Source organism: Thiorhodovibrio winogradskyi (assembly GCF_036208045.1).
GTDB classification, from domain to species: domain Bacteria; phylum Pseudomonadota; class Gammaproteobacteria; order Chromatiales; family Chromatiaceae; genus Thiorhodovibrio; species Thiorhodovibrio winogradskyi.
Map to the genome: position 1 here is coordinate 85,879 of NZ_CP121472.1, position 17,412 is coordinate 103,290.

At 62.3% G+C, this 17,412-nt stretch carries 13 protein-coding genes, 1 tRNA gene and 1 pseudogene; 13 read left to right on the forward strand and 2 right to left on the reverse strand.

The genetic code is table 11. The features are described 5' to 3' along the window. Window positions 1-73 precede the first annotated feature (73 nt). Window positions 74-1,168: a DUF2333 family protein gene (locus Thiowin_RS00365; protein WP_328985779.1), complete on the reverse strand. Its 1,095-nt coding sequence runs from the start codon at window positions 1,166-1,168 to the stop codon at window positions 74-76. A gap of 150 nt (window positions 1,169-1,318) precedes the next feature. On the opposite strand from Thiowin_RS00365, the gene Thiowin_RS00370 reads away from it, so the two are divergent. The 5 genes from Thiowin_RS00370 to Thiowin_RS00390 all read left to right on the forward strand — a co-directional run bounded on the left by Thiowin_RS00370 (window position 1,319) and on the right by Thiowin_RS00390 (window position 9,818). Further along, the gene (locus tag Thiowin_RS00370) at window positions 1,319-2,671 is read left to right on the forward strand and encodes a metallophosphoesterase family protein (RefSeq protein WP_328985780.1); all 1,353 of its coding nucleotides are present in this window, start codon (window positions 1,319-1,321) and stop codon (window positions 2,669-2,671) included. A 12-nt stretch (window positions 2,672-2,683) separates the two neighbouring features. Next, on the forward strand, window positions 2,684-6,478 hold the full coding sequence (locus Thiowin_RS00375) for an ATP-binding protein (protein WP_328985781.1): 3,795 nt from the start codon (window positions 2,684-2,686) through the stop codon (window positions 6,476-6,478). Window positions 6,479-6,754: 276 nt separating this feature from the next. After that, window positions 6,755-8,509 carry a methyl-accepting chemotaxis protein gene (locus tag Thiowin_RS00380; protein ID WP_328985782.1) on the forward strand — a complete coding sequence of 585 codons (1,755 nt, stop codon included), beginning with the start codon at window positions 6,755-6,757 and terminating at the stop codon, window positions 8,507-8,509. Between the two features lie 75 nt (window positions 8,510-8,584). Continuing rightward, window positions 8,585-8,911: a DMT family transporter gene (locus tag Thiowin_RS00385; protein WP_328985783.1), complete on the forward strand. Its 327-nt coding sequence runs from the start codon at window positions 8,585-8,587 to the stop codon at window positions 8,909-8,911. Window positions 8,912-9,011: 100 nt separating this feature from the next. Beyond that, window positions 9,012-9,818, forward strand: coding sequence for a DNA-formamidopyrimidine glycosylase family protein (locus Thiowin_RS00390; protein WP_328985784.1), 807 nt, complete (start codon window positions 9,012-9,014; stop codon window positions 9,816-9,818). A 139-nt stretch (window positions 9,819-9,957) separates the two neighbouring features. Here the strand turns inward: Thiowin_RS00390 and Thiowin_RS00395 are convergent, their stop codons facing one another. After that, window positions 9,958-11,505 (reverse strand): GGDEF domain-containing protein, encoded by a 1,548-nt coding sequence (locus Thiowin_RS00395; protein WP_328985785.1) that lies wholly within the window; start codon window positions 11,503-11,505, stop codon window positions 9,958-9,960. Window positions 11,506-11,716: 211 nt separating this feature from the next. Between Thiowin_RS00395 and Thiowin_RS00400 the strand changes: the two genes are divergently transcribed. The 8 genes and pseudogenes from Thiowin_RS00400 to Thiowin_RS00435 all read left to right on the forward strand — a co-directional run. After that, window positions 11,717-12,685 (forward strand): polyprenyl synthetase family protein, encoded by a 969-nt coding sequence (locus Thiowin_RS00400; RefSeq protein WP_328985786.1) that lies wholly within the window; start codon window positions 11,717-11,719, stop codon window positions 12,683-12,685. Window positions 12,686-12,765: 80 nt separating this feature from the next. After that, window positions 12,766-12,842: transfer RNA gene (locus Thiowin_RS00405), tRNA-Pro, on the forward strand. 273 nt (window positions 12,843-13,115) lie between these two features. Next, the gene (locus tag Thiowin_RS00410) at window positions 13,116-13,352 is read left to right on the forward strand and encodes a hypothetical protein (protein WP_328985787.1); all 237 of its coding nucleotides are present in this window, start codon (window positions 13,116-13,118) and stop codon (window positions 13,350-13,352) included. 41 nt (window positions 13,353-13,393) lie between these two features. Then, window positions 13,394-14,308 carry an Rpn family recombination-promoting nuclease/putative transposase gene (locus Thiowin_RS00415; protein WP_328985788.1) on the forward strand — a complete coding sequence of 305 codons (915 nt, stop codon included), beginning with the start codon at window positions 13,394-13,396 and terminating at the stop codon, window positions 14,306-14,308. A gap of 212 nt (window positions 14,309-14,520) precedes the next feature. Next, window positions 14,521-14,763 (forward strand): hypothetical protein, encoded by a 243-nt coding sequence (locus tag Thiowin_RS00420; RefSeq protein WP_328985789.1) that lies wholly within the window; start codon window positions 14,521-14,523, stop codon window positions 14,761-14,763. Window positions 14,764-14,773: 10 nt separating this feature from the next. After that, entirely contained in the window at window positions 14,774-15,751 is a 978-nt protein-coding gene (locus tag Thiowin_RS00425) for an Rpn family recombination-promoting nuclease/putative transposase (protein ID WP_328985790.1), read from the forward strand. 212 nt (window positions 15,752-15,963) lie between these two features. Then, window positions 15,964-16,248, forward strand: coding sequence for a hypothetical protein (locus Thiowin_RS00430; protein WP_328985791.1), 285 nt, complete (start codon window positions 15,964-15,966; stop codon window positions 16,246-16,248). Window positions 16,249-16,298: 50 nt separating this feature from the next. Then, window positions 16,299-17,157, forward strand: a pseudogene (locus Thiowin_RS00435) (Rpn family recombination-promoting nuclease/putative transposase); the annotation flags it as partial. Window positions 17,158-17,412 lie beyond the last annotated feature (255 nt).

Below are 17,412 nucleotides of genomic sequence, written 5' to 3' on the forward strand. Positions count from 1 at the left end.
CAAGGCATTCACTGCGCCCCCCATGACACCCCAGAGCCACACGGAGCCACACGGAGCAACACAGCGATGGCCCCTAGCCCTGTTCAAGCAGGTTTCGCAGGTCGATAATGGCCGCGTTGGCACGCGATATGTAAGACGCCATCACCAAAGAGTGGTTTGCCATGGGCCCAAAGCCGGTGCCATTGAGGATCAGCGGGCTCCAGACTGGCTTCTGGGTGTTCTCGAGTGCGCGGATAATCTGGCGCAAGGACACCTCGGCGGTCTTGCCCTCAAGGACCTGCTGGAAATCGATCTGTGCCGCCTTCAAAGTGTGCAAAAGGGCCCAGCAGTAGCCGCGCGACTCGAAGAAAATGTCGTCAATCTCCCACCAGGATGTTTTCACCAGGGATTCAGAGGGCGTGGGGGTCGACTTGGATGCGTTTGAATCACCGGCGAGATCCGTATCGTGGCGCATCTCCCCGGCGCTGGCCGCCAGTCGCAGCGCATAGCTACCAAGACGTTTCTCGACCACCGCCAGATAAGCGGCCAGATTGTCCGCGCGACTGTAGAATTGAGCGCTGCGCTCTTGGGTGTCAGCCAGGCGATCCAAGTAACGGGAGAGGTACTTAATACCTTCGCGATAGGCCGATTCGGTCGAGGGCAGAATCCAGGAGTTGGAGTTGAAATGGAACTGCGGCTCGCCGAGTTGCAGGTCTTTATCCTCGGTCGACTGGGTCTGCGAACGGCTAAAATCATTGCGCAGTGCCCGCACCAGGTCGCGCAGTTCGGTCAGGGCGCCAAATTCCCAGTTCTTGATGTTGTCGAGATAGACCCCGGGCGGCATCTTGTCATTGGTGATATAACCACCGGGCTTATCCAGTAATGTCTCGCCAATACCGATGGTGGTGGCTGTCATCACATAGCCGGGGACGAGTTTTACTTGATCGCCGTCGGCTTTCATCAACGCGTGCTGCTCTACGTCGAACATTCCAGGGCTGCGCGACCAATAAATACCAGTCAGCACCATGAGCACAGCGCCGGTAAGTGTAAAGAGTCCAGCAGTCCACCACAGCCCTTTCTCCTTCCAGGTGCGTGGGTCGTAGAGTTTGACGACTTTCGCCGCGTTCTCTTTCAGGCGCAGTGCGTTTTTCGGCGCTGATGCGCCGGATGGGGAAGGTGGTTGTTGCATTCTTGTGGCTCCTGAGCCTGAGACTCGATAGGTTGTTGTATTAAAAGACGGTCATTGTTAGATGTATGATTAGGGCCTCGTGAAATCACCGCCTGGCACTAGGCTCAACAGTGTCGTCTGAAATCCCGCGTGCAATATCAGTTTTAAGCCATGCCCAACTTGCTTCATGCAGCCGATTTGCATCTCGACAGCCCCCAGACCGGTCTCGAAGCTTACGAAGGGGCGCCGGTGGATGAGATTCGCGGCGCCACCCGCCGCGCGCTTGAGCACCTGGTCGAGCTGGCGCTGGACGAAGCCGTGGATGCCCTCTTGCTGGCCGGCGACATTTACGATGGCGACTGGCGCGACTATAACACTGGACTCTTCTTCGCCGGCCAGATGACACGCCTCAAAGAGGCCAGGATTCCGGTCTTCATGGTGCAAGGCAATCATGACGCGGCCAGTCAAATCAGCCGCCAGTTGCGTCTGCCGGACAATGTGCACCTGTTCCCAAGCCGCCGGCCGGGCAGTATTCGGCTGGAATCCGCCGGACTGGCGCTTCACGGCCAGAGCTACCCCAGCCGCCAGGTTGAGCAGAATCTCGCCCGCGGCTATCCGCCGGCCGAACCCGGCGCCTTTAACATCGGCTTGCTGCATACCTCGCTTGACGGCCGCCCGGGGCATGCCAGCTACGCCCCCTGCCGGCTCGATGACCTGCGCCGACTTGGCTACGATTATTGGGCACTTGGCCATGTGCACCAACGCGAAGTGGTGAGCCAAGATCCTTGGGTGGTTTTCCCCGGCAATCTTCAGGGCCGCCACGCGCGCGAAACTGGCGTCAAGGGCGCGACCCTGGTGCGCATCGACAAGGGCCAGGTGCAGGCAGTGGAACACCACCCGCTTGACGCCATGCGCTGGGCGCTGTGCGAAATCGCTGTTGATGACGGCATCAAGCGCGAGCAGCTTGAGGAGCGCATCGCCAGCGCCCTGCGCACAGAGCTGGATGCCGCCGATGGCCGACTGCTGGCGATCCGCCTGCGCCTGCACGGCAGCACCCGAGAAGATGCCGAACTGCGCGCCCGTGCCGAGGAACTCCTCAACCAGTGCCGCTTGCTGGCACTCGACAGCGGCGGCCGCGGCATCTGGATCGAGAAACTGGTCATCGCCACCGAGCGCCCGCGTGTAATCGCCTCCGCCACCCATGTCAACACGCCCGATGAAGCCTCACCGAGCCCACCGAGCCCAATAAGTCCATCGAGCCCACTGGGCGAGGCCCTCGCCGATCCCGAGAGTCTGCTCAATGCGTCATTGGACGATCCGACCTCCCTCACCACCGCGCTGCTTGAAGAGGTCGCCGATCTTGAGCGCAAACTTCCGGCCAGTCTCACCAGCGAGAGCGATCCACTGGATCTCAGTCCGGCCAGCCTCACCCGTCAAGACGGCGACTTGCATCAGTGCCTGCGCGATGCCCATGCCCTGCTGCTTGAGCGCCTGGGCGACCCGCCCACAGCCAACCCGCGCTGAAACCAATCCCGCATGCGCCTGCTCAACCTCCACCTGCAAGCCTTCGGTCCCTTTACCAACTGCTGGCTTGACCTGAGCGCTGGCCGCGAGGGCCTGCACATCATTCATGGCCCCAACGAGGCCGGCAAGAGCTCCGCGCTGCGCGCCCTGCATGGCCTGCTATTTGGTATCCCCGAGCGCAGCCGGGATGATTTCCTTCACAGGTCGCGCGACCTGCGCATCGGTGCGCGCCTGTGCGCGCGCGACGGGCGTGAATGGGAGGGCTACCGCCGCAAGGGCCGCAAGAACACGCTACTCGGAGCGGACCAGGGCGCGGACACGACCACTCTGCCCGAGAATCAGCTTCACGCCATGCTCGGCGGCATTGATGCCGAGACCTTCCGCCGCCTGTTTGGCATCGACCACCAAAGCCTGGTCAGCGGTGGCGAGGAGCTCCTCGCCGAACATGGCGCCGCGGCCGATGCGCTCTTCGGCGCCGGCATGGGTCGCCTGAATCTGCGCACTCTGGCCCAGCAGCTCGACAGCGAGGCCCATGACATCTTCCGCCCTCAGGCGACCAAGCCGCTGCTCAATCAGGAACTGGCCCACTGCCGCGAGCTTGAGCGCGCGCTCAAAACCCGTGCTCTCGGTGCGCGCGACTGGGCCGAGGCCGCGCAGCGCCTGACCGAGGCCGAGCAAGAACTTAACCAACTCACCGCGGAGATCTTGCGCGCCGAGACCCAGCGCAGCCAGCTTGAACGCGTGCGCCGCACCCAACCCCTGCTGGCGCGCGTCGACGAGCTCAACCACCAGCTCACGGTCTTGGGCGATTGTCCCAACCTGCCCGAGGACTTCAGCCAGCGCCGTCAGCAGGCCGAACGCCAGCTGCAGGAAAGCGCGGCCCAGCGTGCGGCAATAGAAACCCGCCTGGCACGCCTGCGCCAGCAGAGCGCCGAGCTGTCGGTCGATGATCGCCTGCTCATCGAGACCGATGCCATCGAGGCCCTGACTGAGGCCCTTGGCAGCTACCGCAAAGCCGCGCGCGACCGTCCCGGACTGGTCGCCCAGCGCGACGCCGAGCGCGAGCAAGCGGCGCGTATCCTGACCCTGGCCCGTCCCGGCCTCTCCTTGGAGCAAGCCGACAGTCTGCGTCCGCTGCTTACCCGGCAGCGCGCCACCCAGCAGCTGGCCAGCGAGGGTGCGCGGCTCAAAACCGCCGCCACCCTCGCGCGGAAATCTCTGCGTGATCTCCAACAGCAACTCGCCCAACGTGAAGCCCACCTGGCTGAGTGCCCAACGCCGCCCCCCAGCGAAGCACTGGAAGAGGCCGTCAGCGCCGCCCGTCGCGCCGGAGACCTCGACCGCCAGATCGCCGAGCTGACAGCCGAAGCGGCCAATCTCCAACGCCAGGCCGAGCGCAGCCTGGCCGCCGCCGGTTATTGGCAGCAGGATCTGCTGACACTGTGTCAGGCCGTCCTGCCGAACGCGTCACAGATCCAGACGTTCATTGACCGCGAACAGGAGCTGACGCAGCAAGCCGGGCGCATTGCCGACGCCCTGGCCGACACCCGCGCCGAGCGGGCGCGCTCGAGCGAGCGCCTGCGCGCGCTGCGGCTGGGCGGGGAGATCCCCACCGAAGCGCAGCTCGCCGCGACACGCGCCCAGCGAGATGCCTTGTGGCAGCGTATCAAAACCTGGTGTTTCGGCGGCCCCCATGCGGCAGGAGATTACCTCGAAATCCCCGCCCATCAGATCCCTGGAGAAGCCGGCGACAGCCCCCTGTCGCCGAACACCGAAGACAACAAGGCGCCCTTGTCCGAACGCTTCGAAACCAGCCAGAATACCGCTGACCGCATCGCCGACCGGCTCAGACGCGAGGCGGCCAGCGTCCATGAACAGGCCGCCATCCAGGCGCGGCTGGAACAGACCCAGGCCCAGGAAGCCGACCTGGCACGCGCAGCCACCGCCCGCGATGCCCAAGCCGAGGCTCTCAACCAGGAATGGCTAACACTCTGGAGCGCGCTCGACATCAAGCCTGGCACCCCCACCCGGATGCGCGACTGGCGCGCCCAGGTGCGCCCGCTGATCGAGCAGGCCGAGCAGCGCGAGAAACTGGCGCGACGCCTGCGTGGACTCGAACAAGAACGCGCCCGCCTGACCCTGGCGCTGACCCTGGCGCTAACACCAACGCCTGATGGCACATCTGAAGGCAATGACCGCGCCAGCGCGACCCTCATCAAGCCGCCTGGCAAACCCGTGGCTCCGGTTGAACCCCGGGATCCGGGCGCTCCCACCAATACGAGCCAACCCCGCCTCGGCCCGCTGCTGCGACAGGCCGAGCGCGCCCTCGGCAAGCTGCAAGACCAGGCGCGCGACCATGCCCGCCTGAGCGACGCCTGCCAGGAACATCGCGCCCGCGCGCGACAACTGCAGGCCGAGAGCTGTGCCGCGGACCAAGACCTCGCTGACTGGCAAGAGCGCTGGCAGACCCTGCTCGCCGAGCTGAAATTGCCAGACGCGCGCGATGCCGAGGCGGTGGCCGAGGATTTCGAGCGCCTCGCCGGACTGTTCGCCGCCCTTGATCGACAGGCCGGGCTAGATGCGCGCATCCAAGCCATCGACGCCGATGCCAACGCCTTCACGCAGCACGCCCATGCCCTGCTCGCGCGTCTGACGCCCATTCCGCCCGCGGGCGAGGCGCAAACCCTCGCGGCCCTAGAACTCGAACCGGCCCTCGGCCAATTGCGCCAGCGTCTGGCCCGCGAACGCGAGGCGCGCAGCCGCCGCGACGAACTCAACAGTCAGCGCCAACAAGCCGAGCAAGATCTGGCTCAGGTCGAGGACTCCCAGGCCGGCGCGCGCGCCACATTGCAGAGCCTGTGCAAGATCGCCAAGTGTTCCAACGCCGAGGAACTGGCTGCGGTCGAAGCCCGCGCCCGTCAGCGGCAGGAATGCCAGTCAGCACTCACTGCCGTGCAGTCCGAACTGCGCGAAGCCGGCGATGGCCGCGCTTTGGCTGAACTGCGCACCGAAGTCCAAGCCTTTGCGAGCGACGCCCTAAGCGCGACCCGCAACAGCCTGGAACAACAACTTAAGCTCGAGCTGCGCCCGCGTGAGCGCGCCGCAATTGAGCGCAAGCTCGCCGCCCAGCAGGCACTGGCCGCCATGGACGGCAGCGCCCAGGCCGCCGATCTGGCCTCCCAAATCGCCCAATCCCGTGCGCGCTGCAAGCGGCTCGCCCGGCAATGGCTGCAACGCCGCTTCGCCGCGCGGCTGCTGCAAGACGCGCGCGACCGCTTCGCCGAGCGCCACCGCGACCCCTTGCTGCCGCGCATTGCCGATTATTTCGCGCGACTAACCGACGGCGCCTTTCGCGCGGTTGAAATTGACTTTGACCAGAGCGGACCACCCGTGCTGGTGGCGCGCCGCGCAAGCGGCGAACGCCTCGACATCGACGCCCTCAGCACCGGCACGCGCGATCAGCTCTACTTGGCACTGCGTTTGGCCACGCTCGAGCAGCGTGCCACTCAAGCCGAGCCCTTGCCATTGATTGTCGATGACATTCTGGTGCAGTTCGACGACCGCCGCTCCCGCGCGACCTTAAGCGCCTTGGCCGAGTTCTCGGCCCACACTCAGGTGATCCTCTTTACTCACCATCGCTATGTGGTGGAACAAGCCCAAGCGCTTGCGTCCAGTGCTCAATCCGCCAGCGGCGACGAAGCGCTGGAAAAAATTACGCAACGAGATGTAGCAGCCAGGATTTTCGTCCACGACCTTTGCGAAAACCAACCCTTGGACCCCGAGCAACGAGGAAAACATTCTGCTTAGAAACCCTGCGGCATGCTGGCGGTCACCTGGACTGGAAGCCTGTATCATCAGCCCAGTCCATCCAAGCTTGAGCGACTTGACGGCCGCCGCGCGAATGCATAGCCTTGACAAATTACCTTGAGATTATTAGTGGTACTAAAATAGACCGGACTGGCAAAGGGGCATTTTGCTTACCCAGGGTGCCTCCCCCCCTCTCCCCGTGACTTGCGCCGAACGCTTTGGCCGCGGCTCGATCCACCCGACTTTTCATCTAACGCATCGCAGGAACAGCTTGCCGTGAAAGCAATCAATAGCGTCGGCTTTCGTATTCTGGCCGCGACCGCGGCCATATTGATCCTGGTCGCCCTGGTCGCCCTAGTGATCTACGCCAAGGACGAATTTCAACAGACGGTCGATAGCGAAGTGCATGCCGCGCGCAACCTGCTGCTGCTCACTGAATCCATGCGCGAGAACATGGACGAGAAATGGAGTCTGGGACTGTTCTCGGCCGAGAAACTGCGCGAAATCCATGAGTCCACAAATTTGTCCAAAGAGGAACGCTGGGACAGGATCGCCGCCACAGTCCCCGTCATCACAGCTTGGGAGGCCGCCAAGGCCAAGGCCGAGGAGGGCGGTTTCCAGTTCCGCACCCCAAGGCGCAACGCCCGCAACGACGAGAACGACCCTGATGCGGTGGAAATCGAAGTCCTCGACTACTTGCGCAATAACCCCGATGTGGAAGAGCATTATGTCGTCGATGAAGAACTCGACGCCGTGCGTTACTTCCGGCCCGTTTATTTAAGCCACATGTGCCTGCTCTGCCATGGCGACCCGGCGCGCAGCCAGGAGATCTGGGGCACCACGGACGGCACTGACATCACCGGCTTTCGCATGGACGGCAAGCGCATGGGCGACATGCACGGAGCCTTCGAGATCATCCGCCCGCTCACCGAGGCGCGCACCGAAACCCGCAACAAAATTTTTCTGCTGATCGTGCTGGTCATCATTGCTGGCGGCCTGATCATCGGGCTGATCGGCTGGCTGAGTTATCGCATGGTCACGCGCCCTATCGATACCGCGGTCGATGCCCTGCTCGAGGCCCAGCAGAGCGGCGATCTGGGCTTCCGCCTGCCCAGGCAGAACAATCGGGAAATGCAGCGCCTGGCGGAAGGCTTTAACGATTTCATCGCCCGCATCCAAGCCTTGGTCAGCGAGGTCGCCCAGTCCGCCGAGCAACTCGACATCGCCAGCCGCCAGGTTAGCCAGATCACCAACGAGACCCACGCCGGTGTGCGTCAGCAGCAGTCGGAAACCGATCAGGTCGCCACCGCGATGAACCAGATGACCGCCACCGTCGAGGAGGTCGCTCGTAACGCCGCCGCCGCCGCCGAATCCGCGCACAATGCCGATGCCGAATCGGGCCGTGGCAAGACCATCGTGCAACAGACCATGGCGTCCATTGAGCAGCTCGCCAACGATATCGAAAAGGCCTCGCAGGTTATCTCCCGCCTGGAGAATGACGCCGAGCAGATCGGCGCAGTGGTGGATGTCATCAAAGGCGTGGCCGAGCAGACCAATCTGCTCGCGCTTAACGCCGCCATTGAGGCCGCCCGCGCCGGCGAGCAGGGCCGCGGCTTCGCGGTGGTGGCCGATGAGGTACGCAGCCTCGCCAGCCGCACCCAAAGCTCGACTGATGAGATCCAGCAGATGATCCAGCGTCTGCAGTCCGCCGCCAAGGAAGCGGTCAGCGCCATGGAACACGGTCAGACGCAGGCCCAGGCGTCAGTCGCCAAGGCCGTCGAGGCCGGCGCCGGGCTCGACAGCATCACCGACGCGGTCAGCACCATCACCGACATGAACCAACAGATCGCCAGCGCCTCGGAGGAACAATCCGCCGTGGCCGAGGAGATCAACCGCAACATCGTCAACATCAGCCAGGTCGCCGACCAAACCTCCAATGGCGCCGAGCGCATGTCCGAGGCCACCGAGCATCTCAAGCAACTCGCCCAGGTGTTGCGCGATCAGCTCCAGCAGTTCCGGCTGCACAGCTAGCAGATAGCGCGCATCAGCTGAGTTTGTTATCAATCGTGCGGGCGAATGGATTCACCCTAATGGCAAAACACCAAGATGGCCTGGCTCTACCTGATCATTGCTGGATTCTTTGAGTGGGGCTGGCCTGTCGGGCTCAAGCTAGGGCTGGCCGAGACAGGTCTACGCTGGAGCTGGATCTTCTTTTCCGTTCTCTGCATGACCGCAAGCGGCGCTTTTTTGTTAGTTGCCCAGAAGACCATCCCGATGGGCACGGCCTACGCCGTCTGGACCGGGATTGGTGCCGTCGGCACCTTCGCCATTGGACTCATACTGTTCAGCGAGCCCGCGACCCTTGCCCGGTTCTTTTTTGTCGGTCTCATTCTGATCGGCATCATCGGCTTGAAAATCGCGTCTCCCCAATAAGCATCCGCCCAATAAGCATCCACCCAATAAGCATCCACCCGGTTGCATTCATCGTTGCCCCTAGCCTCTTCAGACTCAAGAACCCAAAGCTGTCGAATCCATGCCCGAGGGCGATACCCTTTTCAAGATCGCCGCCTATCTGCGCCCGGAACTATGTGGCCGGAAGCTGCGCCAAGCGGTCATCCCAACAATGCCCGAAGCCGCGCTTACCGACTCTCGGATTGAGGCCGTTTTTGCCCGTGGCAAGCACCTGTTCATCACCTTCGGCAACGACCGCATCCTGCGCAGTCATCTTGGCATGCGCGGCAGTTGGCACGCTTATGCGCCCGAAGAACCCTGGCAAAATCCACGCCAACGCGCCGGTATTGTGCTCGATACAGGAGATCGGGTGTTTGTCTGCTTCAACCCCCAAGAGGTCGAACTGCTGCACGGCAAGAGCCTGCGCCAGCGCATCTTGAATCATCGCATCGGTCCAGACCTGCTCGACCCGCAAATCGACTTTCGCTCGCTTCCCGCGCGCGCCTCCTGTCTGGCCGCCCCGGAAACGCCATTGATCGACATCCTGCTCGACCAGCGCATTGCTGCCGGCATCGGCAATGTGTACAAATCGGAATTACTTTTCCTCGCCGGCTGGCACCCGCTGATGCCACTCAAGGCCATCAACGATGCGCAATTGGCCGCGCTCTACCAAAGCGCGAGCAAACTACTCGCCAGCAACACTGGCGCCGGCCCGCGTATCACCCGCCATACTCACGACAGTGCAGGCATCCTTTGGGTGTACAAACGTGCCACACAAGCCTGTTATCGCTGCAACACGCCAATCCGTTTCGCCCGACTTGGGCGACACCATCGTACCACTTTCTGGTGCCCATCCTGTCAGCCCGATCAAAGGCACATTGGAGAATGATCATTGATTGAACTGCGCGACGCGCGGACGTTGCTCCTAGCAACAACCAGTGAGGGAAAAATCTGGCGGCTTTTTTCACACACCAAATGCGTATTCCTACTGGGCTCAGGGCCGTCTTCAGTGGACGCACACCCTTTGCCTATTCCGCATCGATGCAGTCACGCCCCCGGTGCTTGGCTCGGTAAAGTGCCGTATCGGCGCGCTTGAGCAGGCTGTCGAGGCTGTCGCCTTGGCGATAGGCGGTCAGACCCTGGCTCAGGGTGACAGCTTGTCCGGGCACGGACTCGAGGGTCGCGATCAATTGTCTGAGCCGCTCCGCGAAGGCCATGGCCCCAGCCCGAGCTGCCCCGGGCAGTAGGATAACGAACTCCTCGCCGCCCCATCGGGCGATCAGGTCGCTCTTGCGACTCAGGTCATTGAGAACGCTTGCCACATCGCGCAACACGCGGTCGCCGGTTTGATGACCATAGTTGTCGTTGATGCGCTTGAAATAATCGAGATCAGCCAGGATTAGCGTCAGAGGCGCGGCTGTGCGTTGTGTTCTGGCCAAATCGTGCTCGGCAACCTCAATGAAATGGCGGCGATTCGAAAGGCCAGTCAGCGGATCGGTTGTGGCGAGCTCGCGCATGGTGGCGGCATCGCGGACATTGCGGATGTACTCCCAGGCGCCAAAAATAAACGACAGGCACAGAACGGTGCCGCCGACCAGATAGAGGAGCAACTGCTGTCGCCAGGTCGCGAGGGCGGTACTGGTCTCCTCGCCAACGACCACGATAAAGGGCAGATTGCGAATTTTGCGCAGAGACCAGATCCTGTCGATACCATCAACTGGCGAGACGATCCGGTGGGTAAAGAGTGCCTCGGCGCCTGAACGGGCCAGTGCATTGAGCTTTTCTTCCTCGACAGGCTGGCCAATCTGACCGGCCACTAGGGGCTTGCGGGCAAGCAGGCGCGAGTTAAGGTCGAAGATGGCGATGACGTTATGGGGTTCCAGCTCGACCAGATCCAGCCACTGCTGGAAAAAACCCAGATCCAGGCCCGCCAGGGCGAATCCCTCCAGCTTTCCCGTGGGCGACAACAGCGGCATGGATGCTGTGACATTCATCGCCTTGGTCACCGCTGTGAACATGTTGCTGACCTTAAAATCCTCCACAGGTTCGCGGTGCGCCAATGCGCAGTACTCGCGCCCGCGCTCTAGCGCATCCAAGCCAAGATTCGTGCCGATGGATGTGTGAGTGATCACGCAGTCAGCATTGAGCATGCCGAGGAACAACAGGTTAGGCACGGAAGCGGCTTTGTCGACAATCATCTCGGTCTTACGCTCATGCAAATCAGCGTTATTGGTTGGGTAGACCAACTCATCCGGACGGAAGCGCTTGACCGTGTCCTGTAAGACGTATCCGGGCAGATCGAATGATTTGGCCACCCATTCGGCAACCAGAAAGCTCTTAGCGGTTGCACGTTCGGTGGCACTGGCAATGGCCAGACGGTGGGAAGCGCTCAGCTGGGCCGTGCCAGCCGCGATAATGCAGGCAATCAAGAGCAGGCAGATCAGCCATGCCGCCCGAATACGCGCGTTGACCTGGCGTTTTGAGTTTGACTCGCCCTGATCGCGGCGCGCCCGCGCGGCTTGGTCGATATCGATCGCCGATGCATGCGGTTCGATGGCTTCGGTGACAGCGTTCATTCAATGGATCATCCTGGAATAATGCTGTCTAAAACAGCACGACACAGCGAACAGGGGATGGGCGCGACGAGCGCACGCGTTCTAATTATGCCTTGCCACCTACTTCGTTTGCACCCAGGCTGCTCGAGCAGACGAGGCTTCTTAGGTTGACAGTTGCAACGGCCGCATCTAGCATCCCGTAGGTTATTCGCCATCAGCCTCTCAAGTTTCAATGGATCTTTCCAGTATTCGGGCTCCCGTGAGGGATGACCTTGCCGCCGTCGATGCACTCATTCTGCGCCGCCTGCAATCCGACGTGGTGCTGATCAACCAGATTGGACACTATATCGTCGGCAGCGGCGGCAAACGCCTGCGTCCACTTCTCGTCTTGCTGGCAGCACGGGCCTGCGGCTACCAGGGCGCGCACCATATTGACATGGCCGCCATCGTCGAATTTATCCACACCGCCACCTTGCTGCATGACGATGTGGTCGACGGCTCCGAGCTGCGCCGCAATCGGGAAACCGCCAACGCCGTCTGGGGTAACGAGGCCAGCGTGCTGGTCGGCGATTTCCTTTATTCCCGTGCCTTTGAGATGATGGTCGATGTCGGTCAGATGCGCGTCATGGACGTCCTCGCCCATGCAACCAACCGCATCTCCGAGGGCGAAGTCCTGCAGCTGCTCAACACCCATGATCCGGACACCACGGAAACCCGGTACATGGAAGTCATAGAGCGCAAGACCGCCACCTTATTTGAAGCCGGCGCACGCCTGGGTGCCGTCCTCGCCGAGACCCCGAAGAAGACCGAAGATGCACTGGCTTCCTATGGCCTGAATCTGGGCATCGCCTTCCAGTTGGTCGACGACGCCCTCGACTACGGCTCTGATCAGGAGACCATCGGCAAAAATATTGGCGACGACCTGGCCGAAGGCAAACCCACCCTCCCCGTCATCCGCGCCATGGCAGTCGGAAGCGAACAACAGCGCGACATCCTGCGCAAAGCCATAGAAACTGGCGGTCGCGAGCAAATCGATCAAGTTGGCGCCGCCATTGTCGCGACCCAAGCACTGGAGTATACTGCCACGCTTGCTCAAAGCCACGCGCAGTCCGCCCGGGACGCGCTGTCCGTGCTACCGGAAAGCGACTACCGGCAAGCGCTGCTGACCACGGCAGACTTCGCCGTCAGCCGAACCTACTAAACGACTCGTTTGACTGGATCAGTCACACACAAGGCCACCGAAACCTTTGTTGACCACAAGGGTTATCAAAAACCGACCATCGGGGTGTAGCTCAGCCTGGTAGAGCACTGCCTTCGGGAGGCAGGGGCCGGAGGTTCGAATCCTCTCACCCCGACCATACATTTCAAGCACTTGCGGCATTTCTACACTCCCCACGCACTGCCGGCGTGAAAATCATCGTGAAAATGTAAGACGCATTAGCTGTGGTCATCGGGAGCGGCTTTAGCCGCGACCAAACACGACTAAACGCAAGTGATCGCGGCTAAAGCCGCTCCCACGGGCGAGAACCTGCATGTCGAAAATGCGCTGAAACGGGTACAAACCCCCCTTCAATCCCAAGGACACCTAAGGCTGAGCAAACGCCGACCCGCCCGCGCCACCAAAGCTGCTCATGCCTACCCCTGACGCCTCCTCCGCCCAACTCCAGACTCAGGCCCAGCCCCCCACCGCCCTCACCCAAGGCAACCACGCCCTGCGCCACGGCGACCCGGCCCAAGCCATCCGCCACCATGCCCGCGGTCTGGTCGATGAACCCAGCCACCAAAACGGCCCCATCGCCGCGCAGCTCGCCGAGCCTGCTCTACCAGTTGCTGTGGGACGCCCGCCTGCTGCTCGACTGCGACGATGACGAGCAAGCCCGCGCCTGCGCAATCGGCTAGAATCCTCATCATGCGCCACCCCATCGACCCCCGGATCGACTGCGTCTTCAAGGCCCTGCTCGGCACCGAGACCAACCGTGCCCTGCTGCTGCACTTTCTCAACGCCATGCTCGGCGCCGAGCTACCCGCCCCGATCAGTGGTGTCGAGATCCTCAATCCCTACAACGAGCGCGAATTTCTCGACGACAAGCTCAGTATTGTCGACGTCAAGGCCAGGGACGACCACGGCGGGCTCTATCAGATCGAGATTCAGCTCTTAAGCTACCGCGACCTGCCGGCCCGCATCAGCTATGGCTGGGCCGATCTCTATAGCTCTCAGCTCAGCGACGGCGAGCCTTACAGCACGCTCAAGCCCACCTACGCCATCTGGCTGCTTGCCGAAGACCTGCTCCCGGATCCTGATGCCTACCTGCACGACTTCCGCCTGCGCGACCCCCAAGGTCGCAGTCTGCTCAATCACGGTGGCATTTGGCTGCTGGAGCTGAACAAATTCCATGCCGAGTGGGTCAACACCGAGCAAGAACGTTGGCTGAAATTTTTCAAGGAAGGCGTCACCCTCGACACTGACGCCCTTCCGCCCTGGATGCAGACCCCCGAGATGAGGCAAGCCATGCGCACCCTAGAACGCTTCTCCGAGAAAGACCGCGCCTACCACGCCTACCAAGCGCGGCAGAACTATCTGCGCCAGCAGATGAGTATCCAACAAGAGCTCGATGAACGCCGCGCCGAGGCCGAGCAGGCGCGTCAATTCGCCGAGCAGTCACGCGCGGCCGAGGAGCAGGCACGGTTGGCGCTTGAACAAGAGCGTGTGGCAAAAGAACAAGAACGCGCAAAGGCCGACCAGGAACGTGCCGAGAAGGAGGCTGCTTTGGCCGAACTAGCGTCTTTAAAGGCACAAATGCAGGAGCAAGGGCGCACTGAGTAGAGGAAAACCGAGGAAAACCGGGACAGACCACGTTGACACAAGCGACCCGGTGCACCAACCCCGGCGCCATTGCCTTGCACTTCGCCGTGTTTGTAACTATGCTTTCGAGCATCATCACGCTGCAACCACCCGTAAGGACACCCCCAAGGACTCCTAAGGCTGAGCAACCGCCGGCCCATCTCCGCCGCCACCGCAGCTCATGCCGACCCCTGATGACCCCTCCGCCCAGCTCCAGACCCAGAACCGGCCCCCCACCGCCCTCACCCAAGGCAACCACGCCCTGCGCCACGGCGACCCGGCCCAAGCCATCCGCCACCATGCCCTCGGCCTGGTCGATGAACCCAGCCACCAAAACGGCCCCATCGCCGAGCCTGCTCTACCAGTTGCTGTGGGACGCCCGCCTGCTGCTCGACTGCGACGATGACGAGCAAGCCCGCGCCTGCGCAATCGGCTAGAATCCTCATCATGCGCCACCCCATCGACCCCCGGATCGACTGCGTCTTCAAGGCCCTGCTCGGCACCGAGACCAACCGCGCCCTGCTGCTGCACTTTCTCAACGCCATGCTCGGCGCCGAGCTACCCGCCCCGATCAGTGGTGTCGAGATCCTCAATCCCTACAACGAGCGCGAATTTCTCGACGACAAGCTCAGTATTGTCGACGTCAAGGCCAGGGACGACCACGGCGGGCTCTATCAGATCGAGATTCAGCTCTTAAGCTACCGCGACCTGCCGGCCCGCATCAGCTATGGCTGGGCCGATCTCTATAGCTCTCAGCTCAGCGACGGCGAGCCTTACAGCACGCTCAAGCCCACCTACGCCATCTGGCTGCTTGCCGAAGACCTGCTCCCGGATCCTGATGTCTACCTGCACGACTTCCGCCTGCGCGACCCCCAAGGTCGCGGTCTGCTCAATCACGGTGGCATTTGGCTGCTGGAGCTGAACAAATTCCATGCCGAGTGGGTCAACACCGAGCAAGAACGTTGGCTGAAATTTTTCAAGGAAGGCGTCACCCTCGACACTGACGCCCTTCCGCCCTGGATGCAGACCCCCGAGATGAGGCAAGCCATGCGCACCCTAGAACGCTTCTCCGAGAAAGACCGCGCCTACCACGCCTACCAAGCGCGGCAGAACTATCTGCGCCAGCAGATGAGTATCCAACAAGAGCTCGATGAACGCCGCGCCGAGGCCGAGCAGGCGCGTCAATTCGCCGAGCAGGCACGCGCGGCCGAAGAGCAGGCACGCGCGGCCGAAGAGCAGGCGCGTCAATTCGCCGAGCAGTCACGCACCGCCGAAGAGCAGGCACGGTTGGCGCTTGAACAAGAGCGTGTGGCAAAAGAACAAGAACGCGCAAAGGCCGACCAGGAACGTGCCGAGAAGGAGGCTGCTTTGGCCGAACTAGCGTCTTTAAAGGCACAAATGCAGGAGCAAGGGCGCACTGAGTAGAGGAAAACCGAGGAAAACCGGGACAGACCACGTTGACACAAGCGACCCGGTGCACCAACCCCGGCGCCATTGCCTTGCACTCCGCCGTGTTTGTAACTATGCTTTCGAGCATCATCACGCTGCAACCACCCGTAAGGACACCCCCAAGGACTCCTAAGGCTGAGCAACCGCCGGCCCATCTCCGCCGCCACCGCGGCTCATGCCGACCCCTGATGACCCCTCCGCCCAGCTCCAGACCCAGGCCCAAACCCAGAACCGGCCCCCCACCGCCCTCACCCAAGGCAACCACGCCCTGCGCGACGGCGACCCGGCCCAAGCCATCCGCCACCATGCCCGCGGTCTGGTCGATGAACCCAGCCACCAAAACGGCCCCATCGCCGCGCAGCTCGCCGAGCCTGCTCTACCAGTGGCTGTGGGACGCCCGCCTGCTGCTTGACAGCGATGATGACGAACAAGCCCGCGCCCGCTTCACCGCGGATAACAGCGAACTGCACTGACACCTCCCCGGCGAAGCCACCCCCCTGCGCAATCGGCTAGAATCCTCATCATGCGCCACCCCATCGACCCCCGGATCGACTGCGTCTTCAAGGCCCTGCTCGGCACCGAGATCAACCGTGCCCTGCTGCTGCACTTTCTCAACGCCATGCTCGGCGCCGAGCTACCCGCCCCGATCAGTGGTGTCGAGATCCTCAATCCCTACAACGAGCGCGAATTTCTCGACGACAAGCTCAGTATTGTCGACGTCAAGGCCAGGGACGACCACGGCGGGCTCTATCAGATCGAGATTCAGCTCTTAAGCTACCGCGACCTGCCGGCCCGCATCAGCTATGGCTGGGCCGATCTCTATAGCTCTCAGCTCAGCGACGGCGAGCCTTACAGCACGCTCAAGCCCACCTACGCCATCTGGCTGCTTGCCGAAGACCTGCTCCCGGATCCTGATGTCTACCTGCACGACTTCCGCCTGCGCGACCCCCAAGGTCGCAGTCTGCTCAATCACGGTGGCATTTGGCTGCTGGAGCTGAACAAATTCCATGCCGAGTGGGTCAACACCGAGCAAGAACGTTGGCTGAAATTTTTCAAGGAAGGCGTCACCCTCGACACTGACGCCCTTCCGCCCTGGATGCAGACCCCCGAGATGAGGCAAGCCATGCGCACCCTAGAACGCTTCTCCGAGAAAGACCGCGCCTACCACGCCTACCAAGCGCGGCAGAACTATCTGCGCCAGCAGATGAGTATCCAACAAGAGCTCGATGAACGCCGCGCCGAGGCCGAGCAGGCGCGTCAATTCGCCGAGCAGGCACGCGCGGCCGAAGAGCAGGCACGCGCGGCCGAAGAGCAGGCGCGTCAATTCGCCGAGCAGGCACGCACGGCCGAAGAGCAGGCACGCGCGGCCGAAGAGCAGGCACACGCGGCCGAAGAGCAGGCGCGTCAATTCGCCGAGCAGTCACGCGCGGCCGAGGAGCAGGCACGCGCGGCCGAACAGCAGGCACGCACGGCCGAGGAGCAGGCACGCGCGGCCGAAGAGCAGGCACGGTTGGCGCTTGAACAAGAGCGTGTGGCAAAAGAACAAGAACGCGCAAAGGCCGACCAGGAACGTGCCGAGAAGGAGGCTGCTTTGGCCGAACTAGCGTCTTTAAAGGCACAAATGCAGGAGCAAGGGC

Coding starts and splice junctions, on each gene's coding strand:
- Thiowin_RS00365 (WP_328985779.1), bottom strand. CDS start 1,168: ATGCAACAACCACCTTCCCCATCCGGCGCATCAGCGCCGAAAAACGCA.
- Thiowin_RS00370 (WP_328985780.1), top strand. CDS start 1,319: ATGCCCAACTTGCTTCATGCAGCCGATTTGCATCTCGACAGCCCCCAG.
- Thiowin_RS00375 (WP_328985781.1), top strand. CDS start 2,684: ATGCGCCTGCTCAACCTCCACCTGCAAGCCTTCGGTCCCTTTACCAAC.
- Thiowin_RS00385 (WP_328985783.1), top strand. CDS start 8,585: ATGGCCTGGCTCTACCTGATCATTGCTGGATTCTTTGAGTGGGGCTGG.
- Thiowin_RS00390 (WP_328985784.1), top strand. CDS start 9,012: ATGCCCGAGGGCGATACCCTTTTCAAGATCGCCGCCTATCTGCGCCCG.
- Thiowin_RS00395 (WP_328985785.1), bottom strand. CDS start 11,505: ATGAACGCTGTCACCGAAGCCATCGAACCGCATGCATCGGCGATCGAT.
- Thiowin_RS00400 (WP_328985786.1), top strand. CDS start 11,717: ATGGATCTTTCCAGTATTCGGGCTCCCGTGAGGGATGACCTTGCCGCC.
- Thiowin_RS00410 (WP_328985787.1), top strand. CDS start 13,116: ATGCCTACCCCTGACGCCTCCTCCGCCCAACTCCAGACTCAGGCCCAG.
- Thiowin_RS00415 (WP_328985788.1), top strand. CDS start 13,394: ATGCGCCACCCCATCGACCCCCGGATCGACTGCGTCTTCAAGGCCCTG.
- Thiowin_RS00420 (WP_328985789.1), top strand. CDS start 14,521: ATGACCCCTCCGCCCAGCTCCAGACCCAGAACCGGCCCCCCACCGCCC.
- Thiowin_RS00425 (WP_328985790.1), top strand. CDS start 14,774: ATGCGCCACCCCATCGACCCCCGGATCGACTGCGTCTTCAAGGCCCTG.
- Thiowin_RS00430 (WP_328985791.1), top strand. CDS start 15,964: ATGACCCCTCCGCCCAGCTCCAGACCCAGGCCCAAACCCAGAACCGGC.